The 23,375-nt window shown below is 53.7% G+C and carries 14 protein-coding genes and 1 riboswitch; of the genes, 13 read left to right on the top strand and 1 reads right to left on the bottom strand.

The window, feature by feature from the left end; translation table 11 throughout:
- The first annotated feature begins 159 nt into the window (after nucleotides 1–159).
- The 3 genes from B1748_RS35445 (at nucleotide 160) to B1748_RS35435 (ending at nucleotide 2,701) form a co-directional block, all read left to right on the top strand.
- A complete protein-coding gene (locus B1748_RS35445) occupies nucleotides 160–531 on the top strand; it encodes an iron chaperone (RefSeq protein WP_087572685.1) in 372 nt (123 codons plus the stop codon).
- A 15-nt stretch (nucleotides 532–546) separates the two neighbouring features.
- Nucleotides 547–1,617 (top strand): NAD(P)H-dependent flavin oxidoreductase, encoded by a 1,071-nt coding sequence (locus B1748_RS35440; RefSeq protein WP_087572684.1) that lies wholly within the window; start codon nucleotides 547–549, stop codon nucleotides 1,615–1,617.
- Nucleotides 1,618–1,707: 90 nt separating this feature from the next.
- Nucleotides 1,708–1,787: riboswitch (ZMP/ZTP riboswitch) on the top strand.
- Nucleotides 1,788–1,843: 56 nt separating this feature from the next.
- A complete protein-coding gene (locus tag B1748_RS35435; protein WP_087572683.1) occupies nucleotides 1,844–2,701 on the top strand; it encodes a bifunctional 5,10-methylenetetrahydrofolate dehydrogenase/5,10-methenyltetrahydrofolate cyclohydrolase in 858 nt (285 codons plus the stop codon).
- Here B1748_RS35435 and B1748_RS35430 read toward each other — a convergent pair.
- Nucleotides 2,698–3,666: an arsenic resistance protein gene (locus tag B1748_RS35430; RefSeq protein ID WP_087572682.1), complete on the bottom strand. Its 969-nt coding sequence runs from the start codon at nucleotides 3,664–3,666 to the stop codon at nucleotides 2,698–2,700. The genes B1748_RS35435 and B1748_RS35430 overlap by 4 nt on opposite strands.
- 268 nt (nucleotides 3,667–3,934) lie before the next feature.
- Between B1748_RS35430 and B1748_RS35425 the strand changes: the two genes are divergently transcribed.
- The 10 genes from B1748_RS35425 (at nucleotide 3,935) to B1748_RS35380 (ending at nucleotide 23,306) form a co-directional block, all read left to right on the top strand.
- On the top strand, nucleotides 3,935–5,983 hold the full coding sequence (locus B1748_RS35425; RefSeq protein ID WP_087572681.1) for a hypothetical protein: 2,049 nt from the start codon (nucleotides 3,935–3,937) through the stop codon (nucleotides 5,981–5,983).
- Between the two features lie 87 nt (nucleotides 5,984–6,070).
- Entirely contained in the window at nucleotides 6,071–7,744 is a 1,674-nt protein-coding gene (locus B1748_RS35420) for an extracellular solute-binding protein (protein ID WP_087572680.1), read from the top strand.
- A gap of 85 nt (nucleotides 7,745–7,829) precedes the next feature.
- Nucleotides 7,830–8,732, top strand: a complete 903-nt coding sequence (locus B1748_RS35415) for an ABC transporter permease (RefSeq protein ID WP_087572679.1) — start codon at nucleotides 7,830–7,832, stop codon at nucleotides 8,730–8,732.
- A gap of 86 nt (nucleotides 8,733–8,818) precedes the next feature.
- Nucleotides 8,819–9,640 carry a carbohydrate ABC transporter permease gene (locus tag B1748_RS35410; RefSeq protein WP_087572686.1) on the top strand — a complete coding sequence of 274 codons (822 nt, stop codon included), beginning with the start codon at nucleotides 8,819–8,821 and terminating at the stop codon, nucleotides 9,638–9,640.
- 367 nt (nucleotides 9,641–10,007) lie between these two features.
- Nucleotides 10,008–11,768, top strand: coding sequence for a sensor histidine kinase (locus B1748_RS35405; protein WP_087572678.1), 1,761 nt, complete (start codon nucleotides 10,008–10,010; stop codon nucleotides 11,766–11,768).
- On the top strand, nucleotides 11,768–13,435 hold the full coding sequence (locus B1748_RS35400; RefSeq protein ID WP_087572677.1) for a response regulator transcription factor: 1,668 nt from the start codon (nucleotides 11,768–11,770) through the stop codon (nucleotides 13,433–13,435). The genes B1748_RS35405 and B1748_RS35400 overlap by 1 nt, the downstream gene beginning before the upstream one ends.
- Nucleotides 13,436–13,464: 29 nt before the next feature.
- Nucleotides 13,465–15,429: a DUF4838 domain-containing protein gene (locus B1748_RS35395; protein WP_087572676.1), complete on the top strand. Its 1,965-nt coding sequence runs from the start codon at nucleotides 13,465–13,467 to the stop codon at nucleotides 15,427–15,429.
- Nucleotides 15,417–20,030 carry a DUF4838 domain-containing protein gene (locus B1748_RS35390; RefSeq protein WP_087572675.1) on the top strand — a complete coding sequence of 1,538 codons (4,614 nt, stop codon included), beginning with the start codon at nucleotides 15,417–15,419 and terminating at the stop codon, nucleotides 20,028–20,030. The genes B1748_RS35395 and B1748_RS35390 overlap by 13 nt, the downstream gene beginning before the upstream one ends.
- A 270-nt stretch (nucleotides 20,031–20,300) precedes the next feature.
- Nucleotides 20,301–22,397 carry a TerD family protein gene (locus B1748_RS35385; protein ID WP_087572674.1) on the top strand — a complete coding sequence of 699 codons (2,097 nt, stop codon included), beginning with the start codon at nucleotides 20,301–20,303 and terminating at the stop codon, nucleotides 22,395–22,397.
- A 126-nt stretch (nucleotides 22,398–22,523) separates the two neighbouring features.
- Nucleotides 22,524–23,306 carry a sensor domain-containing protein gene (locus B1748_RS35380; protein WP_087572673.1) on the top strand — a complete coding sequence of 261 codons (783 nt, stop codon included), beginning with the start codon at nucleotides 22,524–22,526 and terminating at the stop codon, nucleotides 23,304–23,306.
- Nucleotides 23,307–23,375 lie beyond the last annotated feature (69 nt).

Here is a 23,375-nt window from a genome sequence, read left to right as displayed (position 1 = left end):
AAGTGTAAGCTTTGATGCAACGCTAGTGGAGTTTTTCCTTTTATTTAATCACATAAGCATGTATAGGAGGTTGAATTCGGCAAAGTTATATGTCAGTATACGATTGAAGACTCGAAGCGCAGGAGCGTATCTTATCTTTTTTGAAGGAGTGAATCATACATGGAAGCATTTGCGGAATATTTGGATGGCATCGGAAACCCGGAGCACCGGGCACGGGTGGAAGAGGTATTTGCCTGGGTGAAGGAGAAGTTCCCGGAGTTGGTGCCTAAGCTGGCTTGGAATCAGCCGATGTTCACCGACCACGACACTTTTATTATAGGCTTCAGCGTGTCCAAACAGCATATGGCTGTTGCGCCTGAGCGAGCAGGCATGAACTATTTTGCAGATGAAATTGTACAAGCTGGACACGATCATACCAAAGAGCTGGTTCGCTTTAAGTGGAACCGTCCGTTTGACTACGGCTTATTAGAGAAAATGATCGAGTTTAATATCCATGATAAGGCGGACTGCACAACATTTTGGCGCAAATAGTAGAGGAGGAAGAGCATGGAAACCGAACTGACACGCCGACTCGCCATTCAATACCCTATATTGCAAGCGCCAATGGCCGGTGGTCCCTCGACGCCGGAACTGGTTGCTGCAGTATCAAACGCCGGAGGACTTGGGAGCATCGGGGCAGGTTATCTTTCGCCGGAACAAATCAGGCAAACGATTCGGGAAGTCAAACAAAGGACTGATCGACCCTTCGGCGTCAACTTGTTTGTCCCCACGCAGCCGACTACTTCTGCAGACGCCATTGCTCGAATGAACCATCATCTTGATAAATATCGCATAGAGGCAGGTATTGTGACCAATCCGCCAATCCCCAAGTACGCGGAGTCGTTCGAAGAGCAAGCGCAAGCCGTGATGGGAGAAAATGTCTCCGTGTTTAGTTTCACGTTTGGCATACCGTCTCAGGACATCATGGAAGCCATGAAGCTGCATGGGATTAATGTCATCGGCACGGCAACGACGGTCGAAGAAGCGATTAAACTGGAATCCGCCGGAGTAGACGCGATTGTGGCGCAAGGAAGCGAAGCGGGAGGACATCGGGGGACGTTTCTGCCGAGTAAGACCGACGCTCTGATAGGTACTATGGCTTTGGTGCCTCAGATCGCGGATCATGTTTCGGTTCCGATTATCGCATCGGGAGGCATTATGGATGGTCGCGGGCTTGCAGCAAGCCTCGTTTTGGGAGCTTCCGCCGTGCAGATGGGAACCGCTTTTTTGGCAAGCCATGAGAGCGGCGCACATACCGTCTACAAAGGTAGGATTCTTACATCCAGCGAAGATGCCACCGAGGTCACATCCGCCTATTCGGGTAAAGCGGCGCGCGGCATTTTGACGGATTACATAACGGATATGCGTACCTATCAAGGGGAAATCCCCGACTATCCGATTCAGCATGCAATGACGAGAGAAATTCGCCAGGCGGCTTCCAAAGCCAATAATCCAGAGCTTATGTCTCTCTGGGCCGGGCAAGGACTCCGATTAGCCAAAGAACGCGGGGCAGCAGAAATCGTGGAACAGACGATGGAGCATGCGCGCCTCCTTATGCGAAACATGGGGAGACAATAGATGAATCAGCAGCCGGTCCTGGCGACCGGCAATAAAGTAAACAAAATGCTTGAAGTTATTTGAAAGTTCGGACTATAATGGAGCTAGATTAAGGGTGTGTGTGACTGGCGTAACGTGGGGTACCACGAGGGAGCACATATTTTATACGGCCGAACGCCTGGGCAGAGGTAAGGGGATTATCCCCTTGCCTTTTTATGTTTGAACAGAAGCAGAAAGGGCTGATGGCATGAAAGAAGAAAAGTTGATCTTGGACGGTAATCGCGTTGCGGCCGCTATGAAGGAGGGATTAGTCGAACAAATCAAACGTCTCTCCGAGAAAGAAATTGTCCCGTGTCTGGCAACCATTCTGGTTGGCGACGATCCGTCGTCAGCGACTTATGTCCGAATGAAAGGAAATGCATGCGCCAGACTTGGTATACACTCCATCCGTGTTGAACTTCCTTCGACTACCACGACAGAAGAGCTGATTGCGGAAATAAACAAGCTTAACGATGATCCCCGTGTTCATGGCATCTTGTTGCAGCATCCCGTTCCTCATCATATTGACGAAAGGGCTGCATTCGAGGCAATCCGAATAGAAAAGGATGTAGATGGCGTAACCACGATAGGATTCGCTCAGAACGCCTTTGGTTTCGCCGATTTTCCTTCGTGTACGCCAGCCGCGATCATCGCCATTTTGGATTACTACAATATTCCGATTGAAGGAAAACATGCCGTAGTAATTGGAAGAAGTCCGATCCTTGGGAAACCGGTATCCGTTATGCTTCTGAACAGAAATGCGACGGTAACCGTTTGCCACTCGAAAACGGCCAAGCTCCCGGAACTAGTTCGATTAGGCGACATTGTCGTAGCCGCCGTTGGCAAGCCGAATTTCGTCCAAGGCGATTGGATCAAACCAGGAGCCGTAGTCGTCGATGCGGGCTACAACAAAGGGAATATCGGAGATGTCGATTATGAAGCTTGTCTGGAGAACGCCTCCGCGATAACGCCCGTTCCGGCTGGCGTTGGACCCGTCACTATTGCTGCATTGCTCAAACATACGGTCGAAGCGGCTGAACGTTTGTTAGCGAAGTCGATGCTCTAGTGCCTGTCTCTCAGCAGAATCCCGGGAACAGCGCGGATGTAAATAAGTTCCCCTACAAGCTCTACAATGGTTTGAGTGACGATTACGGCCGACACCAACCCGTTTAATGGTTCGGGCAATGCAAGCGCAAAAGGCAGGACGACCAGGGAGTTGCGTGTCCCGCTACTAAAGATCAGCGCTCTCCCTGCTCCGACATCCAGCCGGAAGACGCGCGCAACGAAGCGGGCGACTAGCGGGACAATGATCATATAAGCAACGTAGACGGGAATGGCTTGACTGATATAATTGATGGATTCGTATAGTTTGCTGATTTGCGAAGCTACGACGACGAATAACGTCAGCGCCATAAAAGGAACCGGCAGCCATGCTGCGGCGTCAAGAAATACGATGCCGCGCGGCTGCCTTTTCGCCCATAGCTGCGTTAGAAGAGCAAGGAGCAGAGGGACCGCGATGAGACCCAAAAAAGCCTCCAGAAAGGGCTGCGCCCTCACAACGTCAGCTGTTTGATTCCCCATGAATATCCAGAGGTAAAAGGGCAGCAATATCATTTGAGAAACAAAAAGCAAAGGCGTTGCAACCAGAATAAGTTTCTCGTCCCCGCGGCCAAGATGTGTAAAAACGATGACGTAATCTATGCAGGGTGTAAGCAAAACTAGAAATACGCCTAATAAAAGGGCCGGGTCGGCCGGAAGAAACCGAGTTAACCCCCAAACAATGAGGGGCACAGCTATGTAATTCATGATGAAAAGAGCGTAAATAAACTGTCGATTCGTTAAGGATTCTTTTAGACGAAGGAACGGTATTTGCGTAAACATACCAAACATTAAGATGGCAAGCACGATCGAAATGGAACGATCCAAATGACCGCTTGCATGCGGCCATATCAAACCTGTTCCTGCTGCAATCAAGAGTATAATCGCATAAAGCCATACTTGATTTTTCTCCAGTTGTTCCCTTGCACTCATTGTCTCTGTTCCTTCCCCTCCATGCATCGTTTTGTAAGTATAGCTTTGAACGGGTTGCGGTGTAAATAACGGTGATCATAAACAGATCAAGCTCGCCGCGGGAGTATCGCAGCTGGGCAGCATTTTCTAGTCTGCTGGTCCGCACGGCCAGGTAAACAATTGTCGATAAAAGTAAAGAGAAGGTTATAGAGCTGCGCCACTTAAGTTCCTTATACTGTCTGCAAGGCGATGCAACGGCAACAGGCATGCCTGCAGAAGGGGGAGCGATATGGGAAGTTTTGCTTATAAATTGCGGTTTGTGTTGAAGCCAGGGCATCTGGAGGAACAGAGGCTGCAGGATTTGCTGGCATTTTGCCGGGAGGCGCAGATCGATGAGGTGATGTTTTTCATTGATCCGATGAACCTGCGTCATGTGACGGAAGCGGAGGCGGCAGCGTGGCTGGATGCTATCGCGCGGGCGAAGCCCGCGGTCGAGGCGCTAGGGGTGGCGGTATCGATCAATCCCTTGAACACGATGATCCATGACTCGGCAGGCAACCAATTGCTGCCTGATCAGCCATTTCGGCGGATGGTGGATGTGAGGGGTACGGAATCACAGGTAGCGGTCTGCCCGCTCTGTCCAGAATGGCGGGCTTATATCGTTGCCCGATACAGGCAGTATGCCGCATTGCGGCCGCGCACCTTATGGCTGGAGGATGATTTTCGCTTCCATAATCACGCGCCGCTGGAGTGGGGCGGCTGCTTCTGCGAGGCGCATATGCAGCTCTATGCCCAGAGGGCGGGGGTGGACAGCTTGGAGCGCGAGTCGTTCCTGGCAGGGGTGCTGGCGCCTGGCGATCCCCACCCGTACCGCCAGGTATGGTTGGATTGCTGCCGCAGCACGATAGTGGAGCTTGCCGCGCTCTTGGAACAGGTAATTCATGACGTGGCGCCGCAGGCGAAGGTGGGCCTGATGTCGAGCGACCCGGCTGTCCATGCGGCGGAGGCGCGCGATTGGCACGGGCTGATGGCAGCGCTTAGCGGACCGGGAGGCGAGCCGGCAGTAATTGTACGCCCGCATCTGCCCGCATATATGGAAACCAGCGGCATGCATTACGCCTGGCACTTCCATGCCGTATCGATGCTGACGGCAGCACTGTTGCCGGAAGGGACTGAACTGTACCCGGAGCTGGAAAATGTGCCTTATACGCGATTTGCCAAGTCGGATCGCTTCCAGCAGTACCAGCTCGAGACGGCGCTGCTGCTCGGCAGCAGCGGCATCACGCTCAATATTGTGGATATGGCGGGCAATGGCATATATAAGACTGAGCAGGCCGAGCGGTGGCTGAAGCCGCTGAAGCCTTATTTGCAGGCAGTGGCGGGGATGCCGCTGCAACAACACAATATGCAGGGCGTACAGGTGCTTGTGAACGAGTTATCCGCGTATACGCTGCATACGGGCGGCGACGCGTCGATGGCCGGTCTGTATCCGCAGGAAACGTTCTGGAGCAGCCTGCTTTCGGCTTATGGCATCGCGAATCGTTTTGTTACCCAGCTGCCGGGCAATACTGAACCGGTCGCGATTGCAGGCCAAGTCTTGCGCAATATCTCGAACGAGCAGATTGCCAGCCTGTTTGCGAACAACTGCGTGCTGCTGGATGGATTGGCAGTAGAGGTGCTGGTGGAGCGGGGTCTTGGCCGGCTGTGCGGCGCCAAGCGTGTGCGCTGGCATGAGCTGCAGTCCTATGAGCAGATTGGCAACAACGGGCATTGCGCCGGCATGGACCACGGTATTCTGCGCCCTTACTTGAGCATGGCGCCTTGCTTGGAAGTCGAGTATGAGGCTGATGCGGCCACGGTGCTGACGACGGTGTGCAGGCCGGACGGAGAGGCCTTGTTCCCGGGGATGGTGATTGCGAACGAGGGCGTGCTGATCCTTCCTTATCGGCAGGAGAACCCCTATGGCCTGTTGAATCCGCAACGCAGGGCAATCATTCAGCAGTTTTTGGCCTGGCGCTCCGCAATCTCGCCGCTGATGGCAGTTAGCCAGGCACCGCATGTAGCCGTATATGGCTATCGCACGCAGGATGAACAGATTGTCGCCATTGCCAATCATTCGCTGGATGATGTGTATGAGCTCGAATTGTCGGGCTTGCCGGCAGCCGGCAACTGGAAAATGCATCATTGTGCTTGCCCGGAAGGCCAAGCGCTTGATACCGAGCAGCAAGATGGAAAGTTGATAATAAAGAATAAAATACCTTTTATGTCAACTGTTGTTATACGGTGTTGTAATCCAACATCAGCTCCAGGGCAAAATCAGGTAATGAACTGTCCATGAAAGTAAAATCAAGTGTATAGAGGCTGCCGGATATCCGGTTATATAATGGGATAGTGCACAATATATCAACGAATTGGGGGCTAATCGATGGGCAGCAAGCGTATATTGCCATGGCTGATGATTGTAGTGCTGGTGTTTTTGGCTGCATGCAGCAACAGCGGCAACAAGGAGAATGAACCTGCAGGCAATGGCACGAATAACGGCAACAACACAGAAGCATCGGGAGATGGCGGCGAACGGACGACACCGATTGAATTGACCATGTTCCGGGAGAGCGCGGCAGATATCAAGTTTTTGCCCGGGGAGAGCATGGATAAGAATTCGGTCTATGATGCTATCGAACGCGATCTAGGCATTCGCATCAAAAATATTTGGGTAGCGGACGCCACCCAATACCAGCAAAAGCTGCAAATGAGCATTTCTTCAAATGATATCGCCGATCTTATGCAAGTGACGATGGCCCAACTGCAGCAGCTCGTCGAAGCCGATATGATTATGGATCTGACCGAGGTGTACGAGCAGCACGCGACACCGGAGACCAAAGCCTATATTATGGGCGATGGCGGTACTCAGCTGGATTCGGCTAAAATCGGCGGCAAGCTGATGGCGATTCCGGCGACGAATGGCCCTTACGGCGCTTCGACGCAAGTATGGATTCGCCGGGATTGGCTGAAGCAGTTGAACCTTCCTGAACCGCAGACGATGCAGGATGTGCTGGCGATTGCCGAAGCATTCGCGACCCAAGATCCGGGGGGCACAGGCAAATCGTATGCGCTTCCATTGACGAAGGACTTTTTGAATGATGCCACCTTTGATATTAAAGGCTTCTTTAATAGTTACCATGCGTATCCGAACCAATGGGTGGAGAATGAAGCGGGCGAGCTTGTATTCGGCAGCATTCAGCCGCAGATGAAGCAAGCGCTCAAGCAACTGCAGGATATGTATGTTGCCGGGCATCTGGATACCGAATTCGCGGTTAAGGATTTGGTGAAAGCCAATGAATTGCTGGCTGCGAACAAAGTAGGCGTTGTCTACGGACCGTTCTGGCTTAGCGCATACCCGTTGTTCGATAATGCAGTGAAGGAAGGCAAACTGGTGCAAGATTGGTGGCCGTATCCGATTACCTCGATTGATGGAGATCCTACCCTGTCGCAGATTGAGCTAGGCGTATCCGGGTACTATGTCGTGTCCAAGAACGCGAAGCATCCCGAGGCCGCAATTGAGTTGCTGAACAAATGGGTGCAGGCGTATACAGTGCCGGTGGAAGGGGACGAAGTGTATTTCCTTCAGAATGAAGAAGCGGCCAGCTACTGGAAGCTGAGTCCGGTGCGCGCATTCTCGCAAATCGAGAATGTCATGCTAGGGGAGTCCGTGCCGAAAGCGGTGGAAGCCAAAGACGGCTCTGCCTTGACCGGCCTGGAAGCGCCGAATCGCTTCGGCAAAATTATGAAGTATTTGGACGGCGAGGTGTCGGAGTGGGCAGAGTATCCGATTTCAGGGCCGAATGGCGCCTTCGCAATTATGTATGATTATTTGCAAACCGACAGATACCACTTCAACGCCTTCTATGGTACGCCAGGTCCAGTCATGACCGAGAAGCTGCCAGTGCTTGATGCGAAGATGAATGAGGTCTTTACGAAGATTGTCATGAATCAGGTATCCATTGATGAGTTCGACAAATTTGTGGAAGAATGGCAGCGGCTCGGCGGTACGGCAATGACAGAAGAAGTGAATGCGTGGTACACGAGCGTGGGCAACTAGCAATGTAGGCCGGAGAAGACGGATGGTTCAGGGTGCGCAGCATCAAGTATGAGCCGCCCTTCTTCTGGCTAAAGGAGTTCGGACGATGGGAATGCTTAAACGGTTTCGCAAGGAGTGGTCGCTGCATGTGCTGGTTTTGCCAGGTGTGATCGCGGCCTTCATTTTTAGCTATATACCAATGGCTGGCATTACGATAGCCTTCCAGAAATTTATCCCAACCAAAGGCATTTTTCATTCCCCTTGGGTGGGCTGGGATAATTTCAGCTATATGTTTCAATATCCGGATATTCAGCGCATTATGTACAACACCCTGTTTATTGCCATCATGAAAGTCATAGCCGGGCTGATTGTGCCGATTACAATTTCTATTCTGCTCAACGAGGTACGCAAGGAAGGCTTCAAGCGCACGGTGCAGACGATGATCTATTTGCCGCATTTTCTGTCCTGGGTATTGCTGGGAGGCATTCTCATCGACCTGCTGTCCCCCTCCTCAGGGTTGGTCAACCAACTGCTGGGCTGGTTCGGGATACAGCCGATCTTCTTCCTGGGCAGCAATGAATGGTTTCCATACACGTTGGTCATCTCCGATGTGTGGAAGGAGTTCGGGTTCAGCACCATTGTTTACCTGGCTGCACTGACGAGCATCAACCCGGCCTTGTATGAGGCGGCGCAGATCGACGGGGCAACGCGCTGGAAGCAGACCTGGCATATTACACTGCCGGGCATGCTGCCGATTATCGTGCTTCTCGCTACACTCAGCATCGGCAACATTCTGAACGCAGGCTTCGAGCAAATATTCAACTTGTATAGCCCGATTGTTTACGAAAGTGGCGATATTATTGATACATTCGTGTATCGCCTGAGCTTCGAGCAGGTGCAATACGGCCTAGCGACTGCAGTAGGCCTGCTGAAGTCGTTTGTAGCCCTGATCTTAATTGCCATCTCCTACACGCTAGCCTATCGATTCGCTGGTTATCGTATTTTCTAAACGTTGAGGAGGAGGACTTTGTTGTGTTAGGCCAAACTACGATTAGCAGAAAACTGTTTCTTATCGCCAATTATACGTTTCTTGCGATGCTTTCCCTGCTGTGCCTGCTGCCGCTTGTCCATATGCTGGCCTTGTCGCTAAGTTCCGGCGCTGCGGCTTCGGCCGGACAGGTAGGGCTATGGCCCGTGGAATTCAATGTGGCGGCGTACCAGAATATTATATCCAAGCCTGAATACGGCGCAGCCTTCCTGATCTCTGTTGAACGGCTATTGCTGGGGACGGCACTCAGCCTGTTCCTCACCGTCATAACCGCTTATCCGCTTTCCAAGGAAACCCATGCCTTTCAATTCCGCACCGTCTATGCGTGGTATTTTGTATTCACAATTTTGTTCGGCGGCGGGCTTGTGCCATGGTACATGACCATTCGTCAGTTGGGCTTGATGGACACGATTTGGGCTCTTGTGCTACCTGGTGCGCTTGCCGTCTTCAATGTCATTCTGCTCCTGAACTTCTACCGAGGCTTGCCCAAGGAGCTTGATGAGTCGGCGCGCATGGATGGCGCCGGACAATTCCGGGTGTTGTGGCAAATTATTGTGCCGCTATCCAAGCCGGCGCTCGCTACAGTCGGCTTGTTCACGATGGTGGGCCATTGGAACAGCTGGTTTGACGGGCTGATTCTGATGAACCGCCCGGAGAATTACCCGCTTCAGACCTTTCTCCAGACCATCGTGATCAAGCGCGATATGCGCTTCATGAGCTCGGAGGATATCGAATTGCTGCGGCTAATCTCTGATCGTACGAGTGCGGCTGCCCAGATTTTCGTCGCTTCCTTGCCGATCCTGCTCGTATATCCGTTCTTGCAACGGTTTTTCATTAAGGGCATTGTTCTCGGCAGTGTCAAAGAATAAGAATTTGGCGATTATCCATCCTTGCAGGCGAATAAACAGTATCAGAAGAAGCAGACCGAGGTTATTTGGATGCAGCCTGCATTCCTGCGTAATTATAACGAGGATTAACTGAAAAGCCTGTAACTATGGGATTTTTCAAACTTTCCTAGCCGTTATCCTCCAATCCGCGTTAAAATTATAACGTGGATTGGAGGGGCGTCTAACGGATTCCGCGCCTCCTATAAAACGGGGCCCCGTCCCCACGGCGATACAGGAAGCGATCGATGCAGCGGCTCAAAGAAAGTTATGCATGAAAAAACTTGTTTCAGCGCTATACGATGCACCTCGTTATAATTTGGGCGGGAACTAAGGATGCAGGGGGATCGCCATGAATACGCTCACACATTTGTTTACCAGCCGCTCATCAATATTTGTCAAATTATTGCTGACGTTTGTTGCCGTACTGATGCCGCTGTATGTCATTACGCTGGTCATTAACCATAAAGGCGCTCAAAGCATTCGCAATGAAGTCTCGCAGTCGATATCCGGCCGCAATGCCTTCTATTTAAGCATGCTGGAGAATGAAATCGAGCGCGTCCAGCGCATTCTTCCCGAATATGTAGCTGACAAGGAACTGATGGCGCTCAGCACCAACGGCAACATTATTAGCGACTACGAGAAAGTCGAGGCCATCCAGGCTGTGCAGCAGCGCATTAGCCTGATCAAGTACAACAGCATTTATATTGAAGAAGTGCGTGCTTATGTGCCGTTGCTGGAGCGAACCATCCTGAGTTCGAAGTATGATACGAAGGTCGATAATGCGGAGCTGGAAGCACTGAAGCTGCGTGCGAACACCTTTAACCGCCCGTTGATCTATTGGGACAATCGCATATTCATCAGTATGCAATATCCGGCTATTGCCCAGCGCGAGCCGTTGTTTGTCGTAGGGGTGGAAATATCGGTCAAGCGGCTTATGCAAGCGCTGAGCGAGCAGATCAGCATCCCTGAGGGCGACGCTGTGCTGATCAGCCTTGAAAAGGACTGGAGCCTTGCCAGCACGGAGGCGCAGCCGTTCCTCCCCGAGCTACGCGCCTATTTGGCGGCCCAGGCCAAGGCTGGTGAGACAGCAGGCCACACCACGCTGCCGCTCGGCAATGACGACCAATTGGTCTTCTATCAATACTCGCCAGTCTTGCACACCTATCTGGCCAGCTATGTACCGGAAAGCCATGTGTCCGGGCCGATCAATAAGTATCAATACTGGATTATCGGCGTGTCTGTGCTGTCGGTATTTATTATCCTGTTCTTCTCCATGTCGATCTATCGAATGATCCATCGGCCGATGAAGGGGCTTATTATGGGCTTCAAGCGGATGCGCGCAGGCGATATCCAGCCGATCGCGCACGCGCCGCGCCAGGACGAGTTCGGTTATTTGTACCATGCCTATAATGAGACAGCGATTCATCTGAAGACGCTGATCCAGGAAAACTATGAGCAAAAGATCTATAGCCAGCGCTCGGAGCTGAAGCGATTGCAGTCCCAGATCAACCCGCATTTTCTGTACAATTGCTTCTTCGTGTTATGCCGGCTGATCAAATCCGAGGACCTGGAGCTGTCGTATCGTTTTTGCCGCTATCTGGGCGATTACTTTCAATTCATTACACGCGACGATTCCGACCAGGTGCCGCTGGAGGTGGAAATCAAGCATGCGCGGACATATGTGGAGCTGCAGAAGGTATGCTACGGGGAACGCATCCAGATTCGCTTCGAACAGCAGGACCCCGAATATGCCAAGCAGCTGGTACCGCGCCTGATCCTGCAGCCGATTGTAGAGAATGTCTACAAGCATGCCGCGACAGCTATGGTCCATGGGGGAGAGCTGGCGATCCACTTCAGCTACTCCGAACAGGATTTGGCAATCATCGTAGAAGATAGCGGCACGGCATTAAGTGATGAGCAGCTGCTGCAGTTGAACCAGCGGCTGGCGGTATCCGGGCAAGGGATTGAGGATACGACCGGCATTATTAATGTTCACCGGCGCATCCAGATTATGTGTGGGCCGCAATACGGATTATTTCTGTCAAGGTCGGCGCTGGGCGGATTGAAGGCGATCGTGCGGCTGGCGCTGGATAAGGGAGGTGAAGGCTGATGTACCGCTTGCTGATTGTTGATGATTTGCCGATTATAACCGATGGCCTGGTCGAGATGTTCGAGAAACAGGCGGACATGGCGCTGGAGGTCTACAAAGCCTATTCGGGCATGGAGGCGCTGGAGATAATGAGCCGGCATCGTACCGATATCGTCATGACCGATATTCTGATGCCGGGCATGGACGGGATCGAGCTGCTGCGGCAAATCCGGACCAACTGGCCGGGCTGCAAGGTCATTCTGTTAACCAGCCATAGCGACTTCAAGTATGTCCAGGACGCCATGTCGCTGGGCGGGCTGGAATACATCCTGAAAACAGAGGATGACGAAACGATTATCCAGTCGGTCCGCAAAGCCTGCGAGGCACTGGACAAGGAGCATGGCGCACGGCAATTGATCGACAAGGCCGAAGCGCATATGCGGCTGGCCCTGCCGACCTTGCAGCAGGAATACTTATGGTTCCTGCTGCAGGGCAAGAAGGTTGGGCAAGAGGTGCTGCGCGAGCACTTTGCCCATATCCAGCTCCCCTTCAACACGGAGCTGCCTGTACTGCTGCTCATCTGCCGGGTGGACGATTGGAATGAGGTGACGGCAGCGCCGGACAAAGCCCTGCTCGTCTACGCCGTCCAAAATATTGCCGAAGAATTCCTCGGCGAGGCGATGCAACTGATCTCCATCGTCTATGAGCAATCGCGCATGGTCTGGATTCTGCAGCCGCTAGGTGCGGAAGCCGGCAAATGGGAAAGATCGGTCCATCATGTCAACGGGCTAATGGAGATGATTCAGGCGCAATGCGAGAAGCTGCTGAAGCTCTCCATCTCCTTCGTGCTCGGCAGCCAGCCTGTCGACTGGCATGAGCTTGCGGATCGCTTTCATGCGCTCAAGTTCCTGCTAGTGCGCGGCATCGGCGGCCAACGCGGCACATTGCTGACTGACGGCCGGCCGGAATCCGGCGAGCAAGAGCATGGCGACCGAGAAGGCAGCGGGGGCCATGGCCACGGGGCTGGCAACTACCAGTTGCAAGCCAAGCTGCCGATGCTGATGAACAACCTGGAGAACGGCAACGAAGCCGAATATTATCCCCTCTACGCGGAACTGGCCGCTATATTTACCAATGAGCAGATGTCGCAGCTGCACAAGCTGGAGCTGTATCATGCTCTATCCTTTCTGTTCCTGTCATTCGTTAACAAGTATGAGCTGGAGCGGGAGCTTGCAGGGGAGATAGACTGGGGCAGGCTCGCCCATTTTGACGCGGCTGTTGCCTGGAGCGAGTGGAACGACTTCTTCTTGCAAGCGGCAGATCGCATCATGGCGTGGACGCGCAATGAGCAGGAGCGAAGCACACGGGACATTGTGGGCAAAATACATGTTTTTGTCGAGCGCAATATTTCCACCAACCTTTCCCTGATCCAGATCGCGGACTTTCTGGACTTGAATCCCTCTTATCTGTCACGGCTGTACAAGCAAATAACAGGCAATGCCCTGTCCGATTATATGATTGAATTCCGGGACCGCAAAGCCAAGGAATTGTTGAAAAAAAGCAATATGAAGGTTTACGCGATTGCGGCTGAATTAGGCTACAATTCGTCACATGCGTTCATCCGCTTTTTCAAAAAACAGAATCGCATTACGCCGCAGGAGTACCGGGACCAGTGGGGTGCCCAATAGGTGTTGCAATGCGTTGACAGGAGGCGAATATGGAAATTCGTACCGAAAAAGGCGCAGACGGGGAGCTGGGCCATGCAATTGTACTGCACCTCCAAGAAAACAGTGATGAGGCCATTGTCTTCGCCGCTGCGGAGCTAGGCAGATGCCTGGCAGCGATGACCGGGCGCGAGGTCGTACATGCTGGAGCAGCGGAGGCTGCGGCAGGCATGCTGCCGGGCATCGCGATCCGAATGCAGGGCGATGGCGGGACGGCAGCAGCAGCCGAGCAGCCCGATGGCATCGCGATTGACGTAGACGGTGGCTCCGGGGTCATCTCCGGCACGAATCCGCGCAGTGTATTGATGGCTGTATACCGTTACTTGCATACGCTGGGCTGCCGCTGGGTTCGGCCGGGCCGGACGGGTGAGCATCTGCCCCGCATCGTCTGGCCGGCTGTCGCAGTCGCCATCCAGGAGGAGGCATCGTACCGCCATCGCGGCATTTGCCTCGAGGGCGCTGTCAGCATCGAGCATGTGCTGGAGATGATCGACTGGATGCCCAAGCTTGGATTGAACAGTTACTTTATCCAGTTTCGGGAAGCATTCACATTTTTCGAGCGTTGGTATAAGAAAATCGAGGTCGCGGATACGCTGGCCTTTATGGAGCAGGCGGTAGCAGAGATTCGTAAGCGCGGGTTGCTCTATCATTCGGTCGGACATGGCTGGACCTGCAACGCATTAGGGCTGCCGGGGCTGGGCTGGGAACAGGTCGAGTGGCAAGGGGAGGCGGACGCGGAGCTGGCTGCCATGATTGCTGAAGTTGGCGGCGAGCGCAAGCTGTGGAAAAGCGTGCCGCTTGATACAGAGCTCTGCTACTCTAACGCCCGCGCGCGCCAGCGGTTTGTCGATGAAGCAGCAGCTTATGCGTCTGCCCATCCGGAAATCGACTATTTGCATGTCTGGTTGTCGGACGGAATGAATAATCAATGCGAGTGTCTGGCCTGCAGGGCAACGACGCCTTCGGATTGGTATGTGTTGCTGCTCAATGAGCTGGATGCGCGCCTGTCGGAGTTGGGCATTGCGACGCGCATTGTGTTTCTGATTTACCAGGAGCTGCTGTGGCGTCCGCTTCAGGAGCAGTTCGCCCATTCGGCGCGCTTTCTGCTCATGTTTGCTCCCATTACACGCACCTATCGCCAATCGTTCGCAGATGCAGGAGAATTGCCTGAACTGCCCCCCTTTGTCAGAAATCAAATTGAATTGCCGCGCACCATCGCCGATAATATCGCCTTTTTGGCGCAATGGCAGGACCGGTTCACCGGCGACAGCTTCGACTTCGACTATCATCTGATGTGGGCGCAGCAGCGTGATCCCGGCCATATGAAGCTGGCCCAAATTTTGCATGCCGATATTCAGGCATTGGCCAGTCTCGGCTTGAATGGCTATATGAGCTGCCTGGTGCAGCGCAACTGCTTCCCGAGTGGGTTTGCCATGACGGTTATGGGGAGCACGCTATGGAACCGCACGGCCTCATTCGATGCGCTTGCAGAAGATTACTATGCACATGCATACGGAAAAGACGGGGTTTATTGTCGGAATTATCTGGAAACTCTGTCCCGACTTTATGATCAGATCAATCTCGAAGGCGGACTGGGCAAGCCGCTCGCCAATTTAGAGCGCTATGCGAGCGTAACGGCCGAATTGGAGCAATTCAAGCCAATTATCGGACGAAATCTGGCAAGCTTGTCCGCTGTCCAGGCTCGGTCCTGGCGCCATCTGGAGCACCATAGGCAGTTGTGGCTTGCGATGACGGATATTCTTCGTCACTATGATGCAGGAGACAGGCAACAAGGGTATGACAGCTGGCAGCGGCTGCAAGATTGGCTATGGGAAATCGAGCCGCAAGTGGCGGATGTGTTTGATGTGCAAAATTTTATTTTGGTCATGGGCTGGATACTCGATGGACCTGGCCAAGAAACTGCGAATAATGAGGAGGCAATTTCATGCGAAGCTTAAGGCAGAGCAAACCTCAGGGGTTGCGGACCATTGCCATGCTGGCGCTTATTATCAGCCTGCTGGCATCGTCCGTATCGGCCGCGTTCGGGGCTGCGGGCGAGGATGGCCAGAGCAATGGGGCAGGTGCTGAAGGGGCCCTTAATCCTTCCCGGCAAGAGGGAACTGCAAATGGCGATAGCGGCCACTGGGCGGAGGCGACGATGCGCAGCTGGCTGGAGCGCGGCTTGCTGCAAGGATACCCGGACGGTTCGCTGCGGCCCGATGCGTCGCTCACGCGCGGCCAACTGGCCGCGCTGATCAACCGTGCCTTCGGGCTGGCGGTTCCGCCAGCTGAAGGGCTTGCAGCGCCATTCACCGATGTCAACCCTGAAAATTGGGTGTACGGTGATATTGCGACGGCTGTCGTTGCCGGTTATTTGCGTGGCTATGGCGACGGCACGATGCGGCCGCAGCGTGTCCTTACACGCCAGGAGGCAGTCGTAATTATTGCCCGGCTGCTACAGGAGCTGGTCGGTGAGGAGGGTGAAGGCGGCGGGTCGGCTGCTGGCGCTGACGGGAGCAACGAGGGGGGCGCGGCTAGCTGGGCGGGCTTTACCGACTATGAGGGGATTCCAGGCTGGGTAACCAGCGAGGTGGGGGCCGTCATCAGCCGCCAGTTGATTCAAGGTTATCCGGACGGGAGCTTCCGACCCGCGCAAGAGATGAAGCGGGCAGAGGTTATCGTGTTGCTGGAACGCGTGCTTGTCGCAATCGAGGCTACATTAACGGAAGAAGGAGCGGAGGAAGAACAAGCGGAGGGAGAACAAGCGGCAGAGGAGGAAGGCGGCGAGCAAGAGACAGAAGAGCCAGGAGGCCCGCAGACCCCTGAGACGCCGGTAACGCCAGGCAATCCGAACGCGCCAACAGAGGAGGAGAAACAAATTACCGTGAACGGGCTGCCGCAAGCGGAAATTATCGTCCGTCCGAATGCAGGCGACCTGGAGCGGCTGGCTGCCGAAGAGTTGCAGCAGACCGTTGAGCTGATCAGCGGAGCGCGCTTGCCGAAGCTGCGCGGGACTTTGGCAGACAGCCCGGTCAGTGCTTATCTGTGGCAGGAAGAGCTGCATCTGCAACAGAGCGGCATCGCCTCGCTCGAAGCCTCTATTATGAACAACAGTGGAGCAACAGTCGTTGTTCGCCTGGAGTCGCCGACAGTTGGCGACGTGACCGCTTCGTTCGGAGGCGACATAACGCTTGCCCCGCACGAGAGCTTGTCTGTAGCTAGCGAGGTAGTCGTTCAAGCGGATGCGGCAGATGGCGTACATACCATCCCGATTGAGGTAATTGTAGGCGGGCAATCCGTCAAGGCGTTGTCGGCAACCGTTCGCCTTGACCGGAATTTGCTGCAGAACAGCTCCTTCGAGCTTGGCTCTGGCACAGGATGGAATATTTCATCCGGTGGAATTGATAACCAAGTGTCCCGGACGGGGCAGCAATCGATGCGGATGAACTTCAGCGCCCCCTATACGATTCTGCGCACCGAGCAGCAGTTGAAGCTGCAGGCGGGCCAGCGATACGTGCTGGAAGCCTGGGTGAAGGCGAGTGTGCCGACTGGCCAGCGCGTGGTCGCACAGTTCACGGAGATATCGGCAGATTGGCAGTCTACCATTCCGATGCCCCAATATATATTTGACCTGACTGACGAATGGTCTCGCATTGAGGTGGCGTATACCCCTCAGGCTGGCAATCAGTTGGATTTTGTGTGGGCCTACCTGTTTGTCGTGGATGACAATGGCCCGGTATGGGTGGATGATATAACGCTGAAAGCAACGTCTGGACAACAGGAACCGGAACCGGAACCGGAGCCAGAGCCGGAGCCGGTATCGAATGCGATTGCCAATGGCGGCTTCGAGAACGCCCAGGCAGACGGTACGCTCCCTGAGCACTGGAATGTCCCTTCAGGAGCGCGGGATACGGAAGTCAAGCATGAGGGCAGCGCTTCGCTGCGAATTAATATTCCGGCGGATGGTTGGACCTATGCAAGGACGGAGCCCATATTCGGCCTGGAGCTAGGCGAATCCTACACATTGCGCGCTTGGGTGAAGGGCAGCCAGGCGGCAGGGCAGCAAGTGTTGGCCAGCTTTATGGAGAAGAATGGCGCCGACTGGTCGGATCTCGTGCCAGCCACGCCAATGGAGGGACGACCGATCGCAGAGGATTGGACCTTGCTGGAATGGACCTTTACGCCGCAGGCTGCTACGGGCTCGAACTTTTTCCTCGTTTATTTCTATGCGATTACCGATCCGCTCTGGATTGATAATGTGAGCTTGTCCTTAAGCTCGGAACTGGAAGGCCAAGCGTCAGCGCCAGAATCGTCTGCAGGACGTTCTGTCGCAGACCCTGTTGCCAGAGACGGTGAACAGGGTACGCAACAGTTGCCAGGACCGCAAGACTTGCAGCCTGTAGCCCCGGCAACAGTCCCGCTTGACCCGGCCAGCCGGGTGCGCATCCATTTGGGAACACCGGCTTCCTATCCCGAACTGGCACAGCTGTTTGCGGCTGACCTGGCAGCTTTGCAGGGCAGCGACGGCTTTGCAGTGAGGCAACGAGGCAATGACGTGTATATTTTGGCTGCGGAGCCAGGCGGCGTGCTCAACGGCGTGTATGATTTTCTGGAGAAAAATACTGGCATTCTGTGGACCCGTTCGACTTCCATCGGGACGGTCTATGAAGAGCAGCCGACAATCACGATCGGAGCCTTTAACTATTCCGAACGCTCGCCGTTCGGGCTGCGCGGCTGGCATCTCACCGGGCTGGGAGCAAGCGGCGAATACCATTCCGATCCGGGCTCCGAGCAGATGATGGCACGCAACAAGCTGAACAGCAAGCTGGCCGAGTTCGAGAATATGCCGCTCTGGCAGGAACACAGCAAGATGGGCATCAAGCCGTTCAATATCGGGCATAATCTGGCATTCTGGCTACCCAATGAAGCTTACTTTGCCGACCATCCGGATTATTACAACACCGACGCGAACGGCGACCCGCTGCCGGTCGGGCATGAGACGCAAATCAATTTCTACCATCCTGATGTGCCGGGCGTTATTGCCGAACGGGTAGCCGCCTTCCTGGAGGACAATCCGATTGAGGTCGTGGGCATCGGCATCAATGATACGCACTATTTCGAGCAGGCAGGCTTTAGTAACCAGCCGTTCGTGACCGAGGATGGCATCACGATTCAACCGCATGAAGCAGATTACAAATCGACGGTCTTTTACACCTTTTTGAACAAAATCGCCCGCCAGGTCAAGGTGACGAATCCGGGGGTGCAGATTGCGACCTTTGCTTATTTTTTCACAGAGGTGCCGCCGCGCATAGCCTTGGAAGACAATATTATTATCGTGTTGGCCCCGATCTCGGGTGATGACCGGAAGCCGATCAATACGCCGGAGCTGTCTAATCCGAACCGGGCCTATGTAGCCAAGCTTGCTGGGTGGCTGGAGAAGACGTCCAATATCGTCATGTACAATTACTACGGTTCCTTCTTGTCCGATAAGTATGAGCGCCCGATTGCCGCCAAAGTGCAGGCTGATATGCAATATTACCGGCAGCTTGGCTTGACTGGCGTTATCCCGGAAGGCGTAGTAGACGCCAATGGTCCGAATTGGGGCATTAATGCGTTGCAGTTCTGGCTATTCCAGAAGCTCATGTGGAATCCGGATGCCAATATCGAACAGCTTAAGGCTGACTATATTACCAAAGTATTCGGACCGGCCGCTGGCGCAATGGGTACCTATTATTCGCTAATCGAGCAAGGCTGGAACATGTATGATGATGTGATTGCCTACAATACGAGCACAAATACGTATATCGGCAAATATATCGTTCAGGCAGGAATAGCCGAAGCAGCCCAGGCGGCGCTGGATCAGGCTTGGGGCCTTGCAGATGCTGCGATCCAGGCGCGTATCGAGCCGATCAAAACCACGTTTGAAGCGATGGTAGCGCAATATACCGAGATGCCGTCCTTGCAGGCGGAAGCGGTGTATACGACTGCGGAGAAGGAAGCGATTGTTGGCGCGACAGACTTCACGCAAGGACCATGGGCAGATGCGGTGGCGGCCAGAGATTTCTATGCGATCAATTCGACCACGCCAGCTCCGGTAGAGACCAAAGTCCACTTGCTATGGGATGATGAGAATTTGTACGTCGCCTATGAAAATATGGACAGCAACATCGAGGGCTTAATTACCAGCGATAGTGCCCCGAACGAATGGTGGGCCAGTGGCGCGGATGATGATAATGAAACCTTTATCACGGGGGAGCCGGACGCTTCCAGCTATTATGTATTCTTCAACAATCCGGGAGGGCTGAAGCTGGAATACAGCGGACCCGCGCAGGACAGTGGCTATAGCGGCGCATGGGAGGCCTACACCTCCGTCCATACGGATCGCTGGATATCGATTCAAGTCATTCCATTTGCCAGCATTCAGGTGGATCCGGCGCAGGTAGAAGCGTTGCAGGGCTATTTCTTTCGCAGCTATCACGGGACTGCAGGCTTCTACGGCTGGGGAACCGGTACGGTATGGGATTCCGGAAGCTTTCATTCGATTGTGTTGAAAAGATAACCACGTGCTCGGCGAAGATACGAGCGAAGCGGAGCAAGCAGGTCATCATAGAGGCATTGAGTAGCTGATCGTCAAAGAGATGGAGCGGATGGATCGTAATACATTTACCCTGTTCGGGTCCACGGAAAAATGAGATGATGCATTCATCAGGGCCCTAGAGTTACGGCTCAGGGCTCTGATCTTCAGGCTATTGCGATCCTTCCTTCTAACTCAAATTGGCGAATTAGGGCGCAGCTTTCCTGAAGATTTTTTTATTGGGGTGAGCTAACGATGATCCATGGAATGTATTTGCGCCGGAAAAACAAGGTAGTGGTGGAAAGGCTAAGCGGAGATCCCGTCTCCAAGACGTGGTTGGCTACCGCTTCGAAAAATATCGAAAGCCTAGGATATCGTTTCTCGCCCCGCTTAATCCGTGAAGTGAGCACAATGCCGTCGGATGCATTTGGCGTATTTTATAACGAGTTAATCGTTCATCTGAAAGAGATGGTTGGAGCCCATGTCGAATATCGGCCGATGTACCCGGGGTTCCCCTCGCAAATGATGGAGGAATCCGAGGCTGACCTGTATTTAAACGCCCTGTATCATTACTTTACGCTAGACCTTCCCCTGTACGATAGTAAGAGCAGGCAGCCGCTAGCGGAGGAGGGCCAACTTAAAGTCATTGATCTGGGAACGAAGGCAGAATTCCATGTTTTGATTCATCAGCTTATGCAGGCCAAGGGTTCGATTTCCGAGACGGACAAAACGGATATCGACAAAACGATCCAACAGGCCGGAGCAGAGGAGTTAAACGAGATTCTACCTGCCGAAATTCCATTTAAGGAAAATGCCGCATTTGTAGCAGGATCGCTTCTCAAGCATCGCAAAGCGGATCCGAAGGCGATCGGCCGATACATAAAGACGGCGACCGATGTTTTGCGGTTGGCCGTCGCTTGGTCGGACGGGGATGTAAGCTTGGCCGAAGCAACCCGATTCCGTAAATTCACGCGCCCGGAAAGAAAGCTGCTGCTCGCCCTGCTGGAACAATGTTACCCCATTACGGAAGATATGCTGAGACATAAGCAGCGCTGGATTCGCCTTGGAGAAATTCTACATCCTTCCGAATATAAGAACCGATTCTCTCGGTGCCATGAAGCCTTTGATATACTGCGTAATCATAAGCCGTTCCCTACTTATGGCGGCAGCGTCGAACTAGCATTCCAATGGAAGCAAGTTTGGCCGCTGATCGATCTGTTGATGCAACGTCCGGGCGAATTCGCCAGAAGGCTGGATCAACTCGCGCGTATGACGGAACACGCGGATTACGTGATACTCGCCTTTGAGGAAGTCGTCCATGAGATTTCGACGCCGGTATTGCTGCAGGTGAAGTGCCATTTCGTACATCGCACGGAATTTCGCGGACTGCGAACTTTTTTTCCGAAAGGTAATGTAGCCAAAGCGTTCGTCATCCCTAACGCGCTCCCCGAGATCCCAGGCGAGGTATGCAAGTCGATCGTAGACGTATGCGAGCATGAACTGATCCGCCGCTTCTCTGCACTGCCCCCGCTGGGTAAGACGTTCATTGATCAGCGATTAAGCACGTATCTCGTTCCGTTTTCCCAACGTTCGGCTAGCAAGGCTTTGCGTACGATCGTTCGAGGGAGCCGGGTCCCGATGCCCAAGGGGGATACCGTTCGCTTCTTTAACTGGTGGAAAGAAGGGGTAGTGGATGGACGGCCGACGGGACGAGTCGATATTGATTTGTCTGCCGTCCTATATGATCGCAATTGGAACTATATCGAGCATATCTCCTACACGAACCTGCGTTCCTCGAAGTATCTGGCCGTTCACAGCGGAGATATCGTGTCTGCTCCTAGTGGCGCATGCGAATTTATCGATCTCCATATCCCATCGATCGTCGAATACGGCGGACGGTACGTGGTCGCTGCTTTGCAAGCCTTCACCGCGCAGCCGTTTTGCGATTTGCCGGAATGTTTTGCGGGGTGGATGATACGCAGGAAGCCGGGTTCCGGAGAAATCTTCGAACCGTCTACGGTGGTCGACAAGATCGATTTGACTGCGAATACAACGATTGCGATTCCCGTCATTCTGGATTTGGCGGAGCGGGTAATGATCTGGAGCGACCTTGCTCTTGCGAGACACCCGGACTACAACAATAACGTAGAGGGAAACAAACGGGGGATGTCGCTAATGGGTCAAGCGATGAGCAGGCTTAGAAAGCCGGACTTGCACGATCTGTTCCGGCTCCATGCGGTGGCTAGAGGCGAAATCGTGGAAGACAGGGAGCAGGCGGAGTCGATCTTCGCGGTCGATGGAGGGGTCACCCCATTCGATATCGAAGAGATCATGGGCGAATATCTGGCGTAGACTGAAATGAAAGGCAAATAAAATGCTATCGGCACGGCACGACGATTCGGATTCTCGAACTAGACCTAAGTCCGGCAAACATTCCGTTCGTCAGGAGGAGGATTCTATTAAGAGAAAAGGGCTACAATGAGAGCAACAAAACGAGAAAGCGTGGTTGCCATTATGAGAAAACCCAGCGCCTTAATAGCGTGGAAAATGCTTGTCCTGTCGCTCCCCAAAGGAATCGCGGCATTTGTCATCATCGTAGCGGGATTATCCGCAAGCCTGCCGTTGTCGGTATTTTTGATCGGATTGCCTTTGCTGGCGGCAACGCTGGTCTTCTGCCGGTCAATCATGCTAGGCGAGATGAGATACGCGACAGCCTGGCTGCAAGGAAAAGAATATCCCGAAGCCTCGGCTCCTTCGGAAGCGACAGCCGGCGAACAGCAGGGATGGCGGGCATGGCTGCTGTCCGTCCTGAAGGATGGCAGATCGTATCGCGGTATTCTGTTCGGGATCCTGCAGCTGCCAATCGGCATAACAGCGTTCACCTTCGCCATCGTGTTGCCCATTACGGCTCTGGCGGTCATGCTCTCGCCGGCAGCTTACGAAGTAAGCATGCGATTGTTCGATTTTAACTTGTTCGCAAGCGATTGGAGATTCGACGAACTGTTTGGATGGGAGATGAACTCCGCCCAGCGTTCATGGGTTGCCGGCGGAGTCGGCCTGGTATTTATGCTGCTATTGCCGCCCCTGATGCGAGGTCTCGGCCGTTTGTACGCCGCCTGGATTCTTAGCGTCTCGGGCCCTGAGCCCGTCAGCCGTCCTAACCCCGAATCCGCGTACGAAGGAGGAAAGTTCCCTTTCTCCTTGGAAAACCATGAAATCGGAGCCTTTCACCCCGAACGCAGCATTCCGCCGGTGAGCTAAGCACGATTAGACGCAATAGAGACAGCTGAGGCGGTCCCAAAAGTGTTCGCAGGATAGGGGAACGTCCCA

Origin of the sequence: Paenibacillus sp. MY03, from assembly GCF_002165585.1 — a bacterium.
GTDB lineage: Bacteria > Bacillota > Bacilli > Paenibacillales > Paenibacillaceae > Pristimantibacillus > Pristimantibacillus agaridevorans.
Note: the sequence above shows the minus strand (reverse complement) of the source record. Positions and strands in the feature narration are given on the sequence as shown.

Excerpts from the sequence above, each read along its gene's own strand:
- B1748_RS35415 (WP_087572679.1), top strand. The coding sequence starts at position 7,830 with ATGGGAATGCTTAAACGGTTTCGCAAGGAGTGGTCGCTGCATGTGCTG.
- B1748_RS35395 (WP_087572676.1), top strand. The coding sequence starts at position 13,465 with ATGGAAATTCGTACCGAAAAAGGCGCAGACGGGGAGCTGGGCCATGCA.
- B1748_RS35445 (WP_087572685.1), top strand. The coding sequence starts at position 160 with ATGGAAGCATTTGCGGAATATTTGGATGGCATCGGAAACCCGGAGCAC.
- B1748_RS35380 (WP_087572673.1), top strand. The coding sequence starts at position 22,524 with ATGAGAGCAACAAAACGAGAAAGCGTGGTTGCCATTATGAGAAAACCC.
- B1748_RS35435 (WP_087572683.1), top strand. The coding sequence starts at position 1,844 with ATGAAAGAAGAAAAGTTGATCTTGGACGGTAATCGCGTTGCGGCCGCT.
- B1748_RS35430 (WP_087572682.1), bottom strand. The coding sequence starts at position 3,666 with ATGAGTGCAAGGGAACAACTGGAGAAAAATCAAGTATGGCTTTATGCG.
- B1748_RS35390 (WP_087572675.1), top strand. The coding sequence starts at position 15,417 with ATGCGAAGCTTAAGGCAGAGCAAACCTCAGGGGTTGCGGACCATTGCC.
- B1748_RS35400 (WP_087572677.1), top strand. The coding sequence starts at position 11,768 with ATGTACCGCTTGCTGATTGTTGATGATTTGCCGATTATAACCGATGGC.
- B1748_RS35420 (WP_087572680.1), top strand. The coding sequence starts at position 6,071 with ATGGGCAGCAAGCGTATATTGCCATGGCTGATGATTGTAGTGCTGGTG.
- B1748_RS35425 (WP_087572681.1), top strand. The coding sequence starts at position 3,935 with ATGGGAAGTTTTGCTTATAAATTGCGGTTTGTGTTGAAGCCAGGGCAT.
- B1748_RS35385 (WP_087572674.1), top strand. The coding sequence starts at position 20,301 with ATGATCCATGGAATGTATTTGCGCCGGAAAAACAAGGTAGTGGTGGAA.
- B1748_RS35405 (WP_087572678.1), top strand. The coding sequence starts at position 10,008 with ATGAATACGCTCACACATTTGTTTACCAGCCGCTCATCAATATTTGTC.
- B1748_RS35410 (WP_087572686.1), top strand. The coding sequence starts at position 8,819 with ATGCTTTCCCTGCTGTGCCTGCTGCCGCTTGTCCATATGCTGGCCTTG.
- B1748_RS35440 (WP_087572684.1), top strand. The coding sequence starts at position 547 with ATGGAAACCGAACTGACACGCCGACTCGCCATTCAATACCCTATATTG.